This window comes from Rhodococcus sp. WY5 (assembly GCF_018588185.1).
GTDB lineage: Bacteria > Actinomycetota > Actinomycetes > Mycobacteriales > Mycobacteriaceae > Rhodococcus_F > Rhodococcus_F qingshengii.
On the sequence record NZ_JAAMPR010000001.1, the window covers coordinates 5,095,876 to 5,110,989 of the forward strand.

A 15,114-nucleotide genomic window follows, 5' to 3' on the forward strand; every position below is an offset into this window, starting at 1 on the left:
CTATATCACTTCCGGCGCTTCGGCATGCGGGAACGGGCCTGCGACTTGAGTGCGGTCAACAAACCGAGACGCTTACCGGTGATCGGATCGGTACGAAGGTCCTCGACCATCGCCATGGCTGCGTCCCGGAATCCCGAGTCGCGGAACCGCAGTTCCGAAGACGTTTCCGGAGCATTGTCCGAGGTTGCGGTCAGCCACTTGTCCGGCAAAGCCAACTTGTGGATGGTGCGCAGAGCCAGAAGATACTGCTTGAAGAGCGAACCGGTGGTGTACGGGAGATCGAACTTCTCGCACAATGCACGCATCTTCACAGCGATTTCGGGATAGCGGTTGCTCGGTAGATCAGGAAACACGTGGTGCTCGATCTGGTAGCTCAGATTGCCGCTCATGAGTCCCATGAGCTTGCCGGAATTGAAGTTCGCACTACCGAGCATCTGGCGCAGGTACCACTCGTGACGAGTCTCCTGCTCGAATTCGGCAACCGTGAACTTCTCGGCACCGTCCGGGAAGTGGCCACAGAAGATGACGACGTATGCCCACAGGTTGCGCACGAGGTTCGCGGTCGCATTGGCCGACATGGTCGACTTCCACGCCGGCCCCGTCAGCGCCGGGAACAAGATGAAGTCCTTGCCCACCTGACGAAAGATCTTGCGCGCGAAGGCTTTGTTCGCCTGCGAGTTCAGCTGCCCCTTTTCCGCGCCCTCCAACTCGGCTGCCGCCGTGAGGTCGTGCAGCGCGATGCCCCACTCGAACGTGGCCGCCAAGATCACGTTGGCGATCGGCTGGAAGAGGTTGATCGGCTTCCACGGCTCGTCACGAGTCATACGCAGAATCCCGAAACCGAGATCCTCGTCCATACCGACGACGTTGGTGTACGTGTGGTGCTGGTAGTTGTGGGCGCGCTTCCAATGCTCGGAAGGACCGGTTTGATCCCACTCCCACGAGACGGAGTGAATCTCGGGATCGTTCATCCAGTCCCATTGCCCGTGCATGACGTTATGCCCGAGCTCCATGTTCTCGATGATCTTCGACAGGCTCAGCAGGGTCGTGCCGACCAACCATGCCGGTCGGTACCGACTGCCGAACAGTGCGATACGCCCGCCGAGCTCCAACGCCCGCTGGACGCGAATGACGCGACGAATGTAGCGGGCGTCCCGGATCCCACGAGAGTCTTCGATGTCGAGTCGAATCTGATCGAGTTCACGTCCGAGAGCTTCGACATCGGCCTCGGTGAGGTGCGAAAACTCTTTGATATCGGTGATGGCCACCGTGGTCCTCCGTGTGCCTAGAAGCTATGCGTCCAGCGTACAGTCGCCGGCGGCGGCGGAGATGCACGTCTGGATGCGCTCGCCCTCCGCGTGCTGTTTTCCCGAGCGTAGGTCGATCGCGTGGCCGGCGACGAGAGGTACGACACACGTCTGGCAGATGCCCATGCGGCAACCGAACGGCATCAAGGCACCGGACTGCTCGCCTGCCTCCAGAAGCGTCGTCGCACCGTCGACGGTGATCGTCTTACCCGACTTCTCGAACGTGACCGTGCCACCGTCGGCCGAAGCATCGATGCGCGATACGGCGAACCGCTCCATGTGGAGTCGATCCTCGATGCCTTCCGCCTTCCAGACGTCTTCGAGCTCGTCGAGCAACGGGAGGGGTCCGCACGCCCAGGTGTGGCGCTCGCGCCAGTCGGGGCAGACCGTGTCGAGAGAACTGAGTTTGAACTTTCCGTCACGTCGCGTGAGTTGCACGTGGCTCACGAAGTCCTCGTGCTCGGCGTGCAGTGCTGTGAGTTCGTCGGCGAACATCACGTCGGATTCCGTCGGAGCCGAGTGGATGTGCATGACGTCGGGCAATTGACCGCGCCGGTTCATCGTCCGCAACATGCCCATGACCGGAGTGATGCCACTGCCGGCGGTGATGAACAGAATCTTCTCCGGCGGCGGATCCGGCAACGCGAAGTTGCCCGAAGGCGTGGCCAGTCGAACGATGGTTCCCGACGGCACGGCCCCGCTGACGAGGTGGCTCGAGAGAAAGCCCTCGGGCATGGCCTTGACCGCGATGGAAATGCGCTTGTTCTCCCAGTTGGGAGGCGAGGTAAGTGAGTACGACCGCCAATGCCAACGGCCGTCGATATGCAGACCGATGCCGATGTACTGCCCCGGCTGGTAGTTGAAGTCGAATCCCCAACCCGGCTTGATGACGATGGTCGCCGAGTCCGTGGTCTCGGGCCGGACTTCGACGATCTGGCCGCGCAGCTCGCGCGCGGACCACAACGGATTCGCGAGGTGCAGATAGTCGTCGGGAAGCAATGGTGTGGTCAGCCGAGCCGCCGCACCGCGAAGCAGATTGAGCTTCGACCGCGCTGCCGGAACTACCGACGCTGCCGGTGCCTCGATCCAGTCCTTCAGACCCATCAGACCTCCACCTCTCACCTTCCGAACCCACTGCCTACGGTACCGTAGGTTATCAGGTTACGGTACCGTAGGTTACTTCAGGGTAAGCACATTCACAGCAGGTCGAGCAAGAACGGCAACTCCTGCGCGGCGTACCACGCCAACTCGTGGTCCTCCGCGTCACCGAGCGTGAACTCGGCATCGGCGTCACCGAGATCCGCCGCGTCGACTATGCCAGCAGCGCGCTCGATGTCCGATTCTGCCTGTTCGAGGTCGACATGCACAGATGCAACCTGAGCCATCGTGACAGGACCCGCCAATCGGACTACCGAATCGTCGAGATCGGGCCGTAACTTCACATCGGCATCGTCGACGTCGGCGGCAACGACAGCACGCCGGAAGGTGACGTCACCCTCGGTTCCGGCGATCAGCCGCAGCGACGCACGCGCAGCCTCACCCATGGCGACCTCGGCCAACTCGTCGTCGTCCCCCGCCGCGTACGACTCACGCAGAGTCGGGGTGACCGCAAAAGCCGTCCGGCTCATAGGGTCGAACTCCTGATCTGCGACCAACTGCTGCAAAATCTCGACCGTCGCCGGTACGTACACCCTCATGAGACCACCTTCATGCTCGTTCGTCACCGACTCGCATCCGTCAATTCCTCGAGTGACTCGAAGATCAGCGAACGAACGACGTCGACGTCCGACATCGCGTCACGGTCGGCATTCAAACCGTAGTAGACATTTCCGTCGTACGACGTCAGGGCGATGCTGAGTGTCTGATTCTTGAGCAGTGGCGACACGGGATACATCTCGAGCATCCGAGCACCACCGAGGTAAAGCGGAAATTGCGGCCCTGGCGCATTGGTGATCATCAAGTTGAACATTCGCTGCGACAGACTACTGGCCGCGCGGGAGCTCATCGCATGCAGCGTCGCCGGCGCAAACCCGGACATTCGCACCATCGTCTGCGCGGTGACCCGCCGACCCTGACGCGCGAATGCCTCCGTCGCATGGGCCACGTGCGAGAGCCGAACCACCGCGTTGGGTTCACCGACAGGCAGGTCGATGAGGAACGAGGAAACATGTCCGGGCGCTTGCGGATCGTCGACGTCAGGACTCTCCGGGCCGTCGGTGTAGACCGACATGGGCACCATCGCTCGCACGATGGTCGCCTCGGTCACCGGTTCACCGCGCGAGAGCAACCAGTTCCGCATCGCACCTGCGATGACGGTCAGAATCACGTCGTTGATCTCGCACCCGTACCGCGCACGAATGCGTCGATAGTCCTCCAGAGACGTCTTGGCCACCGCAAGGCGTCGATTGCGCGAAATGGTGGCGTTGAGCGGGCTCGACGGGGCTACCTGCGTCGCCGTTCGAACCACTTCCGCGAGTTTCCCGAGTGCACTCACAGCCTCGGTGACGGACGTGGTCACGTCGTTGAACGCTGCACGCGCCCGTGCGATCCCCTCCCCCGGGCTCGTCACGAGATCCGCCAGTGCACTGACCAACAAGCTGGTATCGCTCGGCGGCCTGGCGGGCATCCACAATTCTTCGGGGCCTGGCGCTCGATTCTTCTCCGGATCGAAGATCACCTGACTGATCTCTGGAGCCGCCTCGCCGTCCACCAACGACGAATGAGACTTCGTGAAGATGGCAAATCTGTTTCTGGTCAGCCCCTCGACCAGGTACATCTCCCACAACGGCCTCGTGCTGTCGAGTGGTCTCGACGTCAGCCGCGCGATCAGATCCATCAGCTGTTCGTCGGAACCCGGTTTGGGCAGAGCAGATCGGCGAACGTGATAAGTGATGTCGAAATCCGAGTCGTCCACCCATACCGGGCGGGCCAGACCGAACGCCACCTCGCGAACTCTCTGTCGGTATCGCGGAACCGATCCGAGCCGCTCTTCGACAAGTCGAAGCAACTCCTCGTGATCGATCCCGTTTCGCAGTTGCCTGAAGATCCCCAACGAGCCGACATGCATCGGCGTCGTCCCGGCTTCGAGGAAGTAGAAAGCGGCATCCTGAGTCGTCAGTCTGTTCACCATGGCTTCGTGTCCCCTCCTTCGCCGAGATCGAACAGAATCGACAACTCCTCGATGGTCGATTCCGAGCCGACGTGATGGACCCCGACCATCCCGACGGCCACCGCCGCCCGGACGTTGATTTCGAGATCATCCACGAAAACGAAATCCTCCGGCTCGACGCCCAAACGACTCGCTGCCAACAGATAGATCTCGGCGTCGGGCTTTGCCATCTCGACATCACCGGACAAGATCACGTCGTCGACCAAGACCCCGTCGCCGAGATCCCGCAACCACTGAGCACTGGCGCCGCCGGGATCGTTGCTGACGATTCCCGTCACGATTCCGCGGGCCTTCACCGCGCGCACGACCGCGCTCAAGCCGTCGAGATCCGATCCCGGACCGAACAGCACGCCACCGACATCCAACAGAAGTCCCCGCACGCCATCACCCTAAGTCGCGATGGTGATCACGGCGACATCTCGAGCGATTCGTGTCATGCTTCTCACCATCGCTCGGGGGAGCGAAGTCCGAGACAGCTGTCTCGGACGCAGGATCATCCGGGGGGATGTCATGGAGCAGGACTGCAAGATCGTTCTCGAGCCGGCGCCGCAATTCGAGCCTCACCCGCATACCGTCGTGCTGTCGCGGCCACAGTGCCGGCCAGACCGAACGCAGTGCCGAACAGACCGGATGCTGCGTCGCCCGCGAAAGACGCCACACAACGGAACGTCGCCCAGTACCGGGTTCACTCACGCTCCGGAACCGCGGCTGGTAGGTGCCGACATCTTCTGGAACCGATCACTACGTCTGGTTCTCGAAACCGTCGACCGACGACGAAATCCACGGCAACTCAAGGGCGTGTTGACGCCGTCCGTCCTGGAAGTTGTTGCGAGACTTTACACTTCGGATTTCTCGGCCCGGAAGCTGGGCGGCGCGGCCGTTCACCGCACCCACGTTCAAGCAGTGTCGGAGAGTACCGCCGAAGTCTGTGCGACGTACACACGAGGCACGCAGACTTTTGCCGTCGCAGGCCGGATCGACCACACAGACGAAACAGGCTGGACGGTCACCGCACTACACGTGGTGTGACCGTCCAGCCTGCCGAGTACTGACTGCGCTAATACCTCAGCGCTTGCGCTTGGACTTCGGAGCTCGATTGCTCTTCGACTGCGTCCGTGCGGCTTCACGACGTTCGCGACGAGAGGCGGCACCGTCGCCGGTGTCGGCAGCCGAGTCACGTGTTGCCTTTGCCTTGCCGTCCTCGTCCGGGCCGGTGTACGTCAGACGCGACGGACCTTCGTCGTCAAGTCCCTTGGCGCGCAACGCCGTCGGGGCGGCAGTTCCGGCTGTCCTGGCCGCAGCCTCCTGCGTGGGGAGCGGCTTGGGCGCCGTGGCGGACGCCGCGGCGGCAGAGCCCGCGGTGACGGAAATTCCACTTGCGGGCTGCGCCGGAGCTGCCTCGACCTGCAGGTTGAAGAGGAATCCGACGGACTCTTCCTTCAATCCGTCGAGCATGCCGATGAACATGTCGTAACCCTCGCGCTGGTACTCGACCAGCGGATCGCGCTGGGCCATCGCACGCAGACCGATTCCCTCCTTGAGGTAATCCATCTCGTAGAGATGCTCACGCCACTTACGGTCCAGGACCGAGAGGAAGACACGACGCTCGAGTTCACGCATACCGTTTTCGCCGGCGATCGCATCGATCTCGGCTTCGCGCTTCTTGTACGCCGCGTGGGCGTCTTCGAGCAAAGCGGTTCGCAGGTCGTCACGGCTCAGGTCACTGTTGATGCCTGCGCCGTCCTCCCCTGCCAACGTCTTGTGATCGATGCCGACCGGGTACAGCGTCTTCAGCGCCGTCCACAGCTGCTCGAGATCCCAGTCCTCGACGTATCCCTCAGCGGTGGCACCGTCGACGTAGGCGGTGACCACGTCAGTGATCATCTGCTCGACCTGGCCTTCCATGTCCTCACCCTCGAGGATCTGGCGGCGCTCCTTGTAGATGACCGTTCGCTGCTGGTTCATGACCTCGTCGTACTTGAGGACATTCTTGCGAATTTCGAAGTTCTGCTGCTCCACCTGGGTCTGAGCGCTCTTGATGGCCTTCGAGACCATTTTGGCTTCGATCGGGACGTCGTCGGGCAGGTTCAGGCGCGTCATGATCGACTCGAGTGCCGAACCGTTGAAGCGGCGCATGAGCTCGTCCCCGAGCGAAAGGTAGAACCGCGATTCGCCGGGATCACCCTGACGTCCGGAACGACCACGCAACTGGTTGTCGATTCGGCGCGATTCGTGACGCTCGGTGCCCAGGACGTACAGGCCGCCGGCATCGCGGACCTTCTCGGCGTCTGCCTTGACCTCAGCCTTGACCTCGTCCAGGACTGCGTCCCAGGCCGCCTCGTACTCGTCCGGCGTCGTGACCGGGTCGAGGCCCTTCTTGCGCAGCGCGATGTCCGCGATGATGTCCGGGTTACCACCGAGCACGACGTCGGTACCGCGGCCGGCCATGTTGGTCGCGACGGTGACCGCGCCGGAGCGACCGGCCTCGGCGATGATGGTCGCTTCCTTCTCGTGGAACTTGGCGTTGAGGACGTTGTGGGCAACGCCGCGCTTGGTGAACTGCTTGGACAAGTACTCCGAGCGCTCGACGCTGGTGGTACCGATCAGGACGGGCTGGCCGTTCTCGTGGCGCTCGACGACGTCGTCGACCACCGCGTCGAACTTGGCTTCCTCGGTCTTGTAGATGAGGTCGCCGTTGTCGACTCGGACCATCGGACGGTTGGTCGGGATCGGGATCACACCGAGCGTGTAAGTCTGGTGAAGCTCGGCAGCTTCCGTCTCGGCGGTACCCGTCATGCCCGACAACTTGTCGTACAGACGGAAGTAGTTCTGCAGGGTGATGGTGGCAAGGGTCTGGTTCTCCGCCTTGATCTCCACCTTCTCCTTGGCCTCGATCGCCTGGTGCATGCCCTCGTTGTAGCGGCGGCCGACCAGCACGCGGCCGGTGAACTCGTCGACGATGATGACCTCACCGTCGCGGACGATGTAGTCCTTGTCCTTGGTGTAGAGCTCCTTGGCCTTGATCGCGTTGTTCAAGTAGCTCACCAGCGGCGAATTCGCGGCTTCGTACAGGTTGTCGATACCGAGCTGGTCCTCGACCAGTTCGACGCCCGCCTCGTGCACACCGATGGTGCGCTTGCGGATGTCGACCTCGTAGTGAACGTCCTTCTTCAGCAGCGGCGCGATGCGCGCGAACTCGCTGTACCACTTGCTGGAGCCGTCGGCCGGGCCCGAGATGATGAGCGGGGTTCGGGCTTCGTCGATGAGGATCGAGTCGACCTCGTCCACGATGGCAAACGCATGGCCACGCTGGACCAGGTCGTCCAGCGAGTGCGTCATGTTGTCGCGCAGGTAGTCGAAGCCGAACTCGTTGTTGGTGCCGTACGTGATGTCGGCTGCGTAGGCGACGCGGCGCTCGGCCGGCGTCATGCCCGAGAGAATCACACTGGTCTCGAGGCCGAGGGCGCGGTGAACGCGGCCCATCCACTCGGAGTCACGCTTGGCGAGGTAGTCGTTGACCGTCACCACGTGGACGCCGTCACCCGCGATCGCGTTCAGGTATGCCGGAAGAACACAGGTCAGGGTCTTGCCCTCACCGGTCTTCATCTCGGCGACGTTGCCGAAGTGCAGGGCCGCGCCGCCCATGATCTGCACGTGGAAGTGCTTCTGGTCGATCACGCGCCACGACGCCTCGCGGGCAACCGAGAATGCCTCGGGCAGCAACTCGTCGAGAGTTTCCCCGGCGGCATAGCGCTCACGGAACTCGGTGGTCTTGGCTTTGAGTTGCTCGTCTGTCAGGCCTTCGACATCGGGCGACAGAGATTCCACATGCTCGGCGATGTGCTTGAGCCGCTTGACCATGCGACCTTCACCAACACGGAGCAGCTTCGATAGCGACAGCGACGGCACAGTCTTCTTCGTCCTCAATCTTCGGCGACAGGGGGTCACACACTGAAAATCCGGCCGGGGTCCGAAAACTCCGGCCGGATTCCATGGTAGGCGCTACCGGCGGCGAGCGAGCAAACCCACCACCGATTGGGTCATGTCAGGCGGATCAATCCGTAGTCGAAAGCGTGACGACGGTAGACGACGGACGGCTTGTCCGACTCCTTGTCATGGAAGAGAAAGAAGTCGTGTCCGACCAGTTCCATCTCGTAGAGAGCGTCGTCGATGGTCATCGGCTCGGCCGGGTGATCCTTCGTGCGGACCACGCGTCCCGGGCCGTCGTACTCGTCCGGCTCTTGACCGTTCAGCGAAATGTCCGGTGTGACTCCGAGTGAGTCTGCGTCGACGAGGGAGGCGGTTGCCTCCGCGACGGACACCGGTCGCTTGTCGCCGTAATGGACCTTCTTGCGGTCCTTGGTTCGACGGAGGCGACTCTCGAGCTTGTCGATCACCGATTCGAAGGCGGCGTAGAAGCTGTCTGCGGACGCTTCGGCTCGGGCCACCGGGCCTTTACCTCGAGCGGTGATCTCGACGCGCTGGCAACTCTTGGCCTGTCGTCGGTTGCGTTCATGTTGCAGTTCCACGTCGAAGTGGAATATGGAGGGGTCGAAGTGTTCGAGTCGCGCCAGCTTTTCCGAAACGTAGATTCGGAAGTGATCGGGGATCTCGACATTTCGTCCCTTGACTACGACGTCGGATCTCGGAGCTGCGGCATTCTCGGAACGCTCGATGGTGGCGTCCTCGATGAAAAACGAGGCTTGCGAAGGGGTCGTCACTCGTACCTCCCAATTACGGCCCCGCCCCACGGTGGGCGGCGGCAAATTCTGCAAGTACCGAGAGGGGATCCGCCCGGCACCAGTATCGAAGTACCACCTCCTACCAGTATTTTCGGGTGTGCCGCCGACGCTAGTACGTAACGCGCGCGAGTGCCACTGTTCCAACGAAATTCATCTAAGCCCCTGCAAGGACAAGCACGAGAGTTGTCCGAATCCCACTGAGCGAGAGGGCCCGAACCGACTCTGCCGCAGTCGCTCCCGTGGTGAGGACGTCGTCGAGCAGGACGATGTCACTGTCCCCGGCGATCGAAGAGATCGCAGTGGTGTCGAGAGACACATGACCGTTCACGTTGGTCACCCGGTCGGCCGCGGACAGTCCCACCGAGTCACGTACACCTCGCGTCATCCGGAGAATCGGACAGACACGTACCGGACGACCCGCGACAGAACCAATTTCCCGCTTTCCGCGCATACTTTCGGCTATCCGGCGAACCGGATCACCCCCGCGAGATCGCGCCGCTCGGGCGCGCGTGGGAGCCGGCACCAGCACGATCGGCGGACGACCCCCGCTGCCGAGCTCGCCCCACCGTTCCAGAGTGGCCAACGCGTCGGCCACAGCGATCCCCAGAGGCATCGCGAGGTCCCGACGACCCCGTTCCTTCATCTCGATCACACTGCGTCGCCTGGGGCCGTCGTAGCGGCCGAGTGCCCAGACGGGCACGCCCGGATCCACGCGCGGACTCAGTTGAAGCGGATGATCGCGCAGCAGTTCCGCGCACTCACCGCACCACAGAGTCCCCGAGCGGCCACACCCACCACACTCGCGTGGCAACAGCAGGTCGAGCAGACCGGCACCGAATTTCTTGTCCCCCATGGCCGAATCATGAACCTGAGCACCGACATGCATCAGAGCGCAGACATTCACCAGAGCGCAGAGGCGTCAGCCAGGCAGAACCGGAATCGCCCTCTGTCCGGTCAGCACGGTCACCTCACGCCAGCGGCGATCCCCGGCGGGGTCGTTGTTGTTCAGTTGGAACACCGCACGCGCGTCGGCGACGTACTCGGTGGTCGGCGATGCATCCACGGAGGTGACGGGAGCGGTCAGGTTTCCACTCGGCAGCGCGTCCATTCGTGAGCCGTCGATCGCGACCTGGACGACCGGTATGTCGGCTCCACTGCGCGCGATCACGATGGTGTCGCTGTTGCTCCAGTCGAGTGAGAGCGCGGTACTGCCCAAGCCGGACGCCACTGCGCGTGGACTCGTCAGGGCGTAGACCCCGCTGGCGGTGCGCACGACCACAGCCAGGTAGACCTTGCCGTCGATGATCATCGCCGCTCGCACGCCGTCCCGCGACAGACGCAGTTCCGAGATCGTGGAACCGACCGACGTCAGGGCCCCGACGTCGACGTTGGTGACCGACACCCGGCCGGTGCCTGGTTCACGGACGACCCGAACGACGGTATTGCCGTTCACAGCCGTCCAGACCGCGTTGTTGTCCAGCTCCCACGAGGGTCTGGTGATGGCGCTGCCTTCGAGTACCGGAACGGACCCTTCGCCGTATGTCCCGAGCGACAAGTCGAATCTTGTGCCGGGATCCGGCCGAGCGGTGTCCGCGACGGCTGCCACCAACTTGCCGTCCCGTGAGAGAGCAGCCGCCGTGAGGTTGCCCGCATTGCCCGCGAAACCGGGCACCGGAGTCGCCTCTTGCTCGGTGACACTCACCAGTGAACCGTTGCGCAGTGCATGCAGTCCGACGGTTGCACTCGTGGTGGCCAGTGGGTTGGTGGATGCGACGTCGGCGGTGGTCCAGCCGTCGGCATGAGCCGCGTCCAGCGGTTCGCCGTCGATCTCCAGAACGTACGGCCCTGCCACATCGGCGTTGGCGAGCGTCCAAATGACCTGTGCTGCAAACAAACCGCGAGTAGCAGCATCCATCGGGTTGTCAAGGCGGAAGTTGATGCGCACACCACCGAGACCGACTCCGACCTGTCCCGGCTTACCGTCGGCCTTGGTGATCGGACCGATCACCGACACGCCATTGCCCAGTTCGTTTCGCACAGCCGGCGCCAGCGCTGCCTTCGGTCCGTCGATCATCAGACCGATCAGCTGAGCCGCCACCTGGTCCTGCCCGCCGGAGATCCAGCGAAGATCGGGGACGACCGTCTGGCTGGTGGGGTCGAGGAAGAACAACGACTTCCGCTGGTAAGCGCCGAGGAACTGCGGACGCTCCATGATCACGCCGGGAGGCAGATCACTGATCCGCCATTCGCCGTCGGTCAACGCCAGGGTCATCCTCGCTTCGAAACTGCCCTCTTCGGGAACGTACAGTCCTCCCGGGTCGAGGCGACCGACCTTGTTCACACGAATCGTGTAGACGGCTTCGGTGCTGGTTCGAGAAACCGAGAGCACATCGACCTTGTCGACGATGACAGCACTTGCCGCGTCGTCCCAACGCGCCGAAGCGTCCTTGGTCAGGTACTGACGGGCTGCGGCGTGCCGGTTGGACGGATCGGTACTCGCCTTGACGAAGTCACGTACCAGCAGGTCCGGCTCTCGCCCCGATGCCGGTGATTCGACGGAGGTTCCGGGCACGGCTGTCGCCAGAGTTCCGATTGCTTGTGGCGACGAGGACTCCGGCAAACTCGCGCATGCACCGGTCAGCAACAGAACGCTGAGCGTTGTTGCGAGAAGTGCCAGACGGCGGCGGGTTCCGATCATGATCGATCCCCACCGTTGGACTCGTTCCGCGAGTCCGATTCGCGCGGAGTCGGCAAGGACGATGTGACCTCGCCGACGGTGTCGGCGACGATGTCGGCTTCGCTCGGCGTGCGGACGAATTTGGTGGTCGTCGGCTTGAGTGGCAGCGGACTCGACACGACTTTCTTGCCACGGGTGCGCGAGAGCGTCAGCCGGAAGCAGGCTCCGACTCCCGGTTCGCCCCAGGCCTCGAGCTTGCCGTCGTGCAGATTCGCGTCCTCGACACTGATTGCGAGGCCGAGTCCGGTGCCACCACTGCGGCGCACACGGGACGGGTCCGATCGCCAGAACCGGTTGAAGACCAACTTCTCCTCGCCCGGACGCAACCCGACGCCACTGTCGCGGACGATGAAGGCGAGGGCATTGTCGTCGGCGCGAAGGCGAAGCAGAATCGGCTTCCCCTCACCGTGGTCGATGGCGTTGGCAAGGAGATTTCGCAGGATGCGTTCGACGCGGCGCGGATCGACATCTGCCATGACCGGCTCGTCAGGCATGTCCACGATCAGCTCGGTGCCGGATTCGCGGGCGAGATGGCGAACCGTGGAAACGGCCGCTCGCGCACACATACGGACGTCGAGTTGTTCGGACGCGAGTTCCGCGACACCGGCGTCGTGGCGGGAGATCTCGAGGAGGTCCGCCAGTAGCCCTTCGAACCTGTCCAGTTCGGCGACAAGCAGTTCCGACGACCGACGCAGCATGGGGTCGAGGTTCTCGCTGCCGTCGTAGATCAGGTCGGCGGCCATCCGGACCGTGGTCAGTGGTGTGCGCAGTTCATGGCTGACATCGGAGGTGAAGCGCTTCTGGAGGCTGCCGAACTCCTCCAGCTGGGTGATCTGTTTGGACAGACTCTCGGCCATCTCGTTGAAGGACATGGCCAGGCGCGCCATGTCGTCCTCGCCGCGGACCGGCATTCGTTCCTTGAGTCGGCCGTCTGCGAAACGCACCGCGATTCGCGAGGCCGATCGGATGGGAAGCACGACCTGTCTGGCAACCAACAGCGAAATCGCCGCCAAGAGCACCAGCAACACGGCTCCACCGATCAGCAGGGTGCTTCGAACAAGAGACAGACTTCGGTCTTCGCTGGCGAGCGGGAAGATCAGATACAGCTCGAGTCCCGATATCGACGACGCGGTGGGGCTACCGATGATCAGCGCGGGTCCGGAATAACCGTTCGGGTTGGACACCGTCGCGAATTGGTAACTGATCTGGCCGCGTTTGACGAACTCGCGAAGGTTGTCGGGGATCTGATCGACCGGTCCCGAACTCGTCGGCTGGCGCGGCCCGTCCCCTGGCACGATGAGCACCGGGTCGAAGGTGCCGGCCGACCCGGAGGCCTGGCCCGAGGTCTGGTTTCGACGGCTCGTCAGTCCGGATGCAGCGCTTTCCAATTGAACGTTGAGCGCCGTCGAATCGTCGACGCCCGCGAGTTGGTCTTCGACGATGCCGCGGGCTCGGTCCATTTCCTCTGTCGCCGCGGTGATCTTCGTTTCCAACAGCCGATCGGTGATCTGGCTGGTCAGCACGACACCGAGAATGACGATGACGATCAAGGACAACGTCAAAGTCGAGACGACCACTCGCAATTGGAGCGAGCGTCGCCACGTGTGCGCGAGGGTGTTGCTCATCGAGTGACACCACCGCAGAAATGGCGTCAGCCGTCGGTTGAGACGACGACGCCACCTGGAAACTCCGCTCACGGCGGTCCGGCCTTGTAGCCGACCCCCCTGACCGTCAGAACCACTTCGGGATTCTCGGGATCAGTTTCGACCTTGGCGCGCAAACGCTGAACGTGCACGTTCACCAGGCGGGTGTCGGCGGCGTGGCGGTATCCCCACACCTGCTCGAGGAGGACTTCACGGGTGAACACCTGGCGCGGCTTGCGCGCCAATGCGACCAGCAGGTCGAATTCGAGTGGTGTGAGCGAGATCTGCTCGCTGCCGCGGCTGACCTTGTGTGCCGGAACGTCGATCACGATGTCGGCGATGCTCAGCAGCTCGGCCGGCTCCTCTTCCGTGCGGCGCAGGCGAGCACGCACCCGCGCCACCAGCTCCTTCGGCTTGAACGGCTTCATGATGTAGTCGTCCGCACCGGATTCGAGGCCGAGTACGACGTCGACGGTGTCGGTCTTGGCCGTCAACATCACGATGGGCACGCCGGAATCCGCACGCAGAACTCGGCATACGTCGATCCCGTTCATTCCGGGAAGCATGAGATCGAGCAGGACGAGGTCGGGCCGGGTCTCACGCACTGCCGCGAGCGCCAGGGTTCCGTCGCCTACCACGTAGGGATCGAAACCCTCACCACGCAGCACGATCGTGAGCATCTCGGCGAGTGCCGTGTCGTCGTCGACAACCAGAATCCTTGGTTTCATATCCCTATCGTTGCATCTCGGAGCGATGAATCAGACCGTTACGAGGCCGTGCGGCGTGCCGCGTCTTTCCCTCTACTGTGCCGGAAAGTTCGAATCCCGGCCGCAAGGGTGACCGATCACGCGAAATCCGCGAGCCTGCGCGCCAGTTCGCCCGGGTCCGTCTCCGGCCCCACGATCCACCAGGGCGAGACCCAGTCCGTCGCTGCCAACTGCTTGTAGAGCTCACCGGTTCTGGCCTGCAGGCCGCCGTCGCGCTCGTAGGCGTCGAGCTGACGCGACGCGTCCTCGGCCTCACGCGAGCGGGCACGCTGCTCGGCCAGAGCTACCGGTACGTCGAGGTACAACTGCAGATCGGGAGCGGGAAGAGCGAGTCGACCCAACTCCAATTCACGGACCCAGGCGACCATCTCGCCGTCCACGCCCTGATGCGCGCGCGCCGCGTTGTAGGCGGCGTTGGACGCCACGTAGCGATCGAGGAGAACAATGTCGTTGGCGGACAACAGGTCCGAGATCCGATCCGCCGCACCCGCGCGGTCCAGGGCGAACAGGACTGCCATCGCGTTCACGGATTCAGCCAGGTCTCCGTGCGATCCTTTGAGTGCCTCGGCAGCAAGATCCGCGTGGATCGACTTCCCGTACCGCGGAAAATCCAGAGTCGCGATCGACGTGCCGCCGCGGCGGAGTTCGCTCTCCACTTTGCCGATCAACGTTCGCTTTCCAGCGCCGTCGAGGCCTTCCAATGCCACCAGTGTTCCCACGGCGGACAAGCCTATCCCCCGGCCTGCTTG

Annotated in this window: 13 protein-coding genes; 1 reads left to right on the plus strand and 12 read right to left on the minus strand. The window is 63.1% G+C overall.

Annotated features, from left to right (window positions below; translation table 11 throughout):
• Positions 1 to 5: 5 nt before the first annotated feature.
• The 5 genes from G4D79_RS23525 to G4D79_RS23545 form a co-directional block, all read right to left on the minus strand.
• A complete protein-coding gene (locus G4D79_RS23525; protein WP_214514443.1) occupies positions 6 to 1,268 on the minus strand; it encodes an acyl-CoA desaturase in 1,263 nt (420 codons plus the stop codon).
• 24 nt (positions 1,269 to 1,292) lie between these two features.
• Positions 1,293 to 2,411, minus strand: a complete 1,119-nt coding sequence (locus G4D79_RS23530; protein WP_003940928.1) for a ferredoxin reductase — start codon at positions 2,409 to 2,411, stop codon at positions 1,293 to 1,295.
• A gap of 92 nt (positions 2,412 to 2,503) precedes the next feature.
• Entirely contained in the window at positions 2,504 to 3,004 is a 501-nt protein-coding gene (locus tag G4D79_RS23535) for a hypothetical protein (protein ID WP_030535010.1), read from the minus strand.
• Between the two features lie 23 nt (positions 3,005 to 3,027).
• Complete coding sequence (locus G4D79_RS23540; RefSeq protein WP_007731194.1) at positions 3,028 to 4,437, minus strand: wax ester/triacylglycerol synthase family O-acyltransferase; 1,410 nt, start codon at positions 4,435 to 4,437, stop codon at positions 3,028 to 3,030.
• Entirely contained in the window at positions 4,431 to 4,856 is a 426-nt protein-coding gene (locus G4D79_RS23545; RefSeq protein ID WP_003940859.1) for an HAD-IA family hydrolase, read from the minus strand. The genes G4D79_RS23540 and G4D79_RS23545 overlap by 7 nt, the downstream gene beginning before the upstream one ends.
• 19 nt (positions 4,857 to 4,875) lie before the next feature.
• On the opposite strand from G4D79_RS23545, the gene G4D79_RS23550 reads away from it, so the two are divergent.
• On the plus strand, positions 4,876 to 5,505 hold the full coding sequence (locus G4D79_RS23550; RefSeq protein ID WP_007731192.1) for an Rv3235 family protein: 630 nt from the start codon (positions 4,876 to 4,878) through the stop codon (positions 5,503 to 5,505).
• A 36-nt stretch (positions 5,506 to 5,541) separates the two neighbouring features.
• Here G4D79_RS23550 and secA read toward each other — a convergent pair whose 3' ends face one another.
• From secA to G4D79_RS23585, 7 genes are all read right to left on the minus strand, one after another.
• Complete coding sequence (secA, locus tag G4D79_RS23555) at positions 5,542 to 8,385, minus strand: preprotein translocase subunit SecA (protein WP_007731191.1); 2,844 nt, start codon at positions 8,383 to 8,385, stop codon at positions 5,542 to 5,544.
• A gap of 131 nt (positions 8,386 to 8,516) precedes the next feature.
• Positions 8,517 to 9,197, minus strand: a complete 681-nt coding sequence (gene hpf / locus G4D79_RS23560) for a ribosome hibernation-promoting factor, HPF/YfiA family (protein ID WP_003940893.1) — start codon at positions 9,195 to 9,197, stop codon at positions 8,517 to 8,519.
• A 175-nt stretch (positions 9,198 to 9,372) separates the two neighbouring features.
• Complete coding sequence (locus tag G4D79_RS23565) at positions 9,373 to 10,104, minus strand: ComF family protein (protein WP_003940811.1); 732 nt, start codon at positions 10,102 to 10,104, stop codon at positions 9,373 to 9,375.
• A gap of 33 nt (positions 10,105 to 10,137) precedes the next feature.
• Positions 10,138 to 11,916: an MtrAB system accessory lipoprotein LpqB gene (gene lpqB, locus G4D79_RS23570; RefSeq protein ID WP_214514444.1), complete on the minus strand. Its 1,779-nt coding sequence runs from the start codon at positions 11,914 to 11,916 to the stop codon at positions 10,138 to 10,140.
• Positions 11,913 to 13,652 carry an MtrAB system histidine kinase MtrB gene (gene mtrB / locus G4D79_RS23575; RefSeq protein ID WP_019747781.1) on the minus strand — a complete coding sequence of 580 codons (1,740 nt, stop codon included), beginning with the start codon at positions 13,650 to 13,652 and terminating at the stop codon, positions 11,913 to 11,915. Before mtrB ends, lpqB begins: the two co-directional genes overlap by 4 nt.
• The gene (mtrA, locus tag G4D79_RS23580) at positions 13,649 to 14,326 is read right to left on the minus strand and encodes an MtrAB system response regulator MtrA (protein WP_003941013.1); all 678 of its coding nucleotides are present in this window, start codon (positions 14,324 to 14,326) and stop codon (positions 13,649 to 13,651) included. Before mtrA ends, mtrB begins: the two co-directional genes overlap by 4 nt.
• 116 nt (positions 14,327 to 14,442) lie before the next feature.
• Entirely contained in the window at positions 14,443 to 15,084 is a 642-nt protein-coding gene (locus G4D79_RS23585; protein ID WP_007731190.1) for a dTMP kinase, read from the minus strand.
• Positions 15,085 to 15,114 lie beyond the last annotated feature (30 nt).

Coding starts and splice junctions, on each gene's coding strand:
- G4D79_RS23530 (WP_003940928.1), bottom strand. CDS start 2,411: ATGGGTCTGAAGGACTGGATCGAGGCACCGGCAGCGTCGGTAGTTCCG.
- G4D79_RS23535 (WP_030535010.1), bottom strand. CDS start 3,004: ATGAGGGTGTACGTACCGGCGACGGTCGAGATTTTGCAGCAGTTGGTC.
- G4D79_RS23540 (WP_007731194.1), bottom strand. CDS start 4,437: ATGGTGAACAGACTGACGACTCAGGATGCCGCTTTCTACTTCCTCGAA.
- G4D79_RS23550 (WP_007731192.1), top strand. CDS start 4,876: ATGGTGATCACGGCGACATCTCGAGCGATTCGTGTCATGCTTCTCACC.
- G4D79_RS23565 (WP_003940811.1), bottom strand. CDS start 10,104: ATGCATGTCGGTGCTCAGGTTCATGATTCGGCCATGGGGGACAAGAAA.
- lpqB (WP_214514444.1), bottom strand. CDS start 11,916: ATGATCGGAACCCGCCGCCGTCTGGCACTTCTCGCAACAACGCTCAGC.
- mtrA (WP_003941013.1), bottom strand. CDS start 14,326: ATGAAACCAAGGATTCTGGTTGTCGACGACGACACGGCACTCGCCGAG.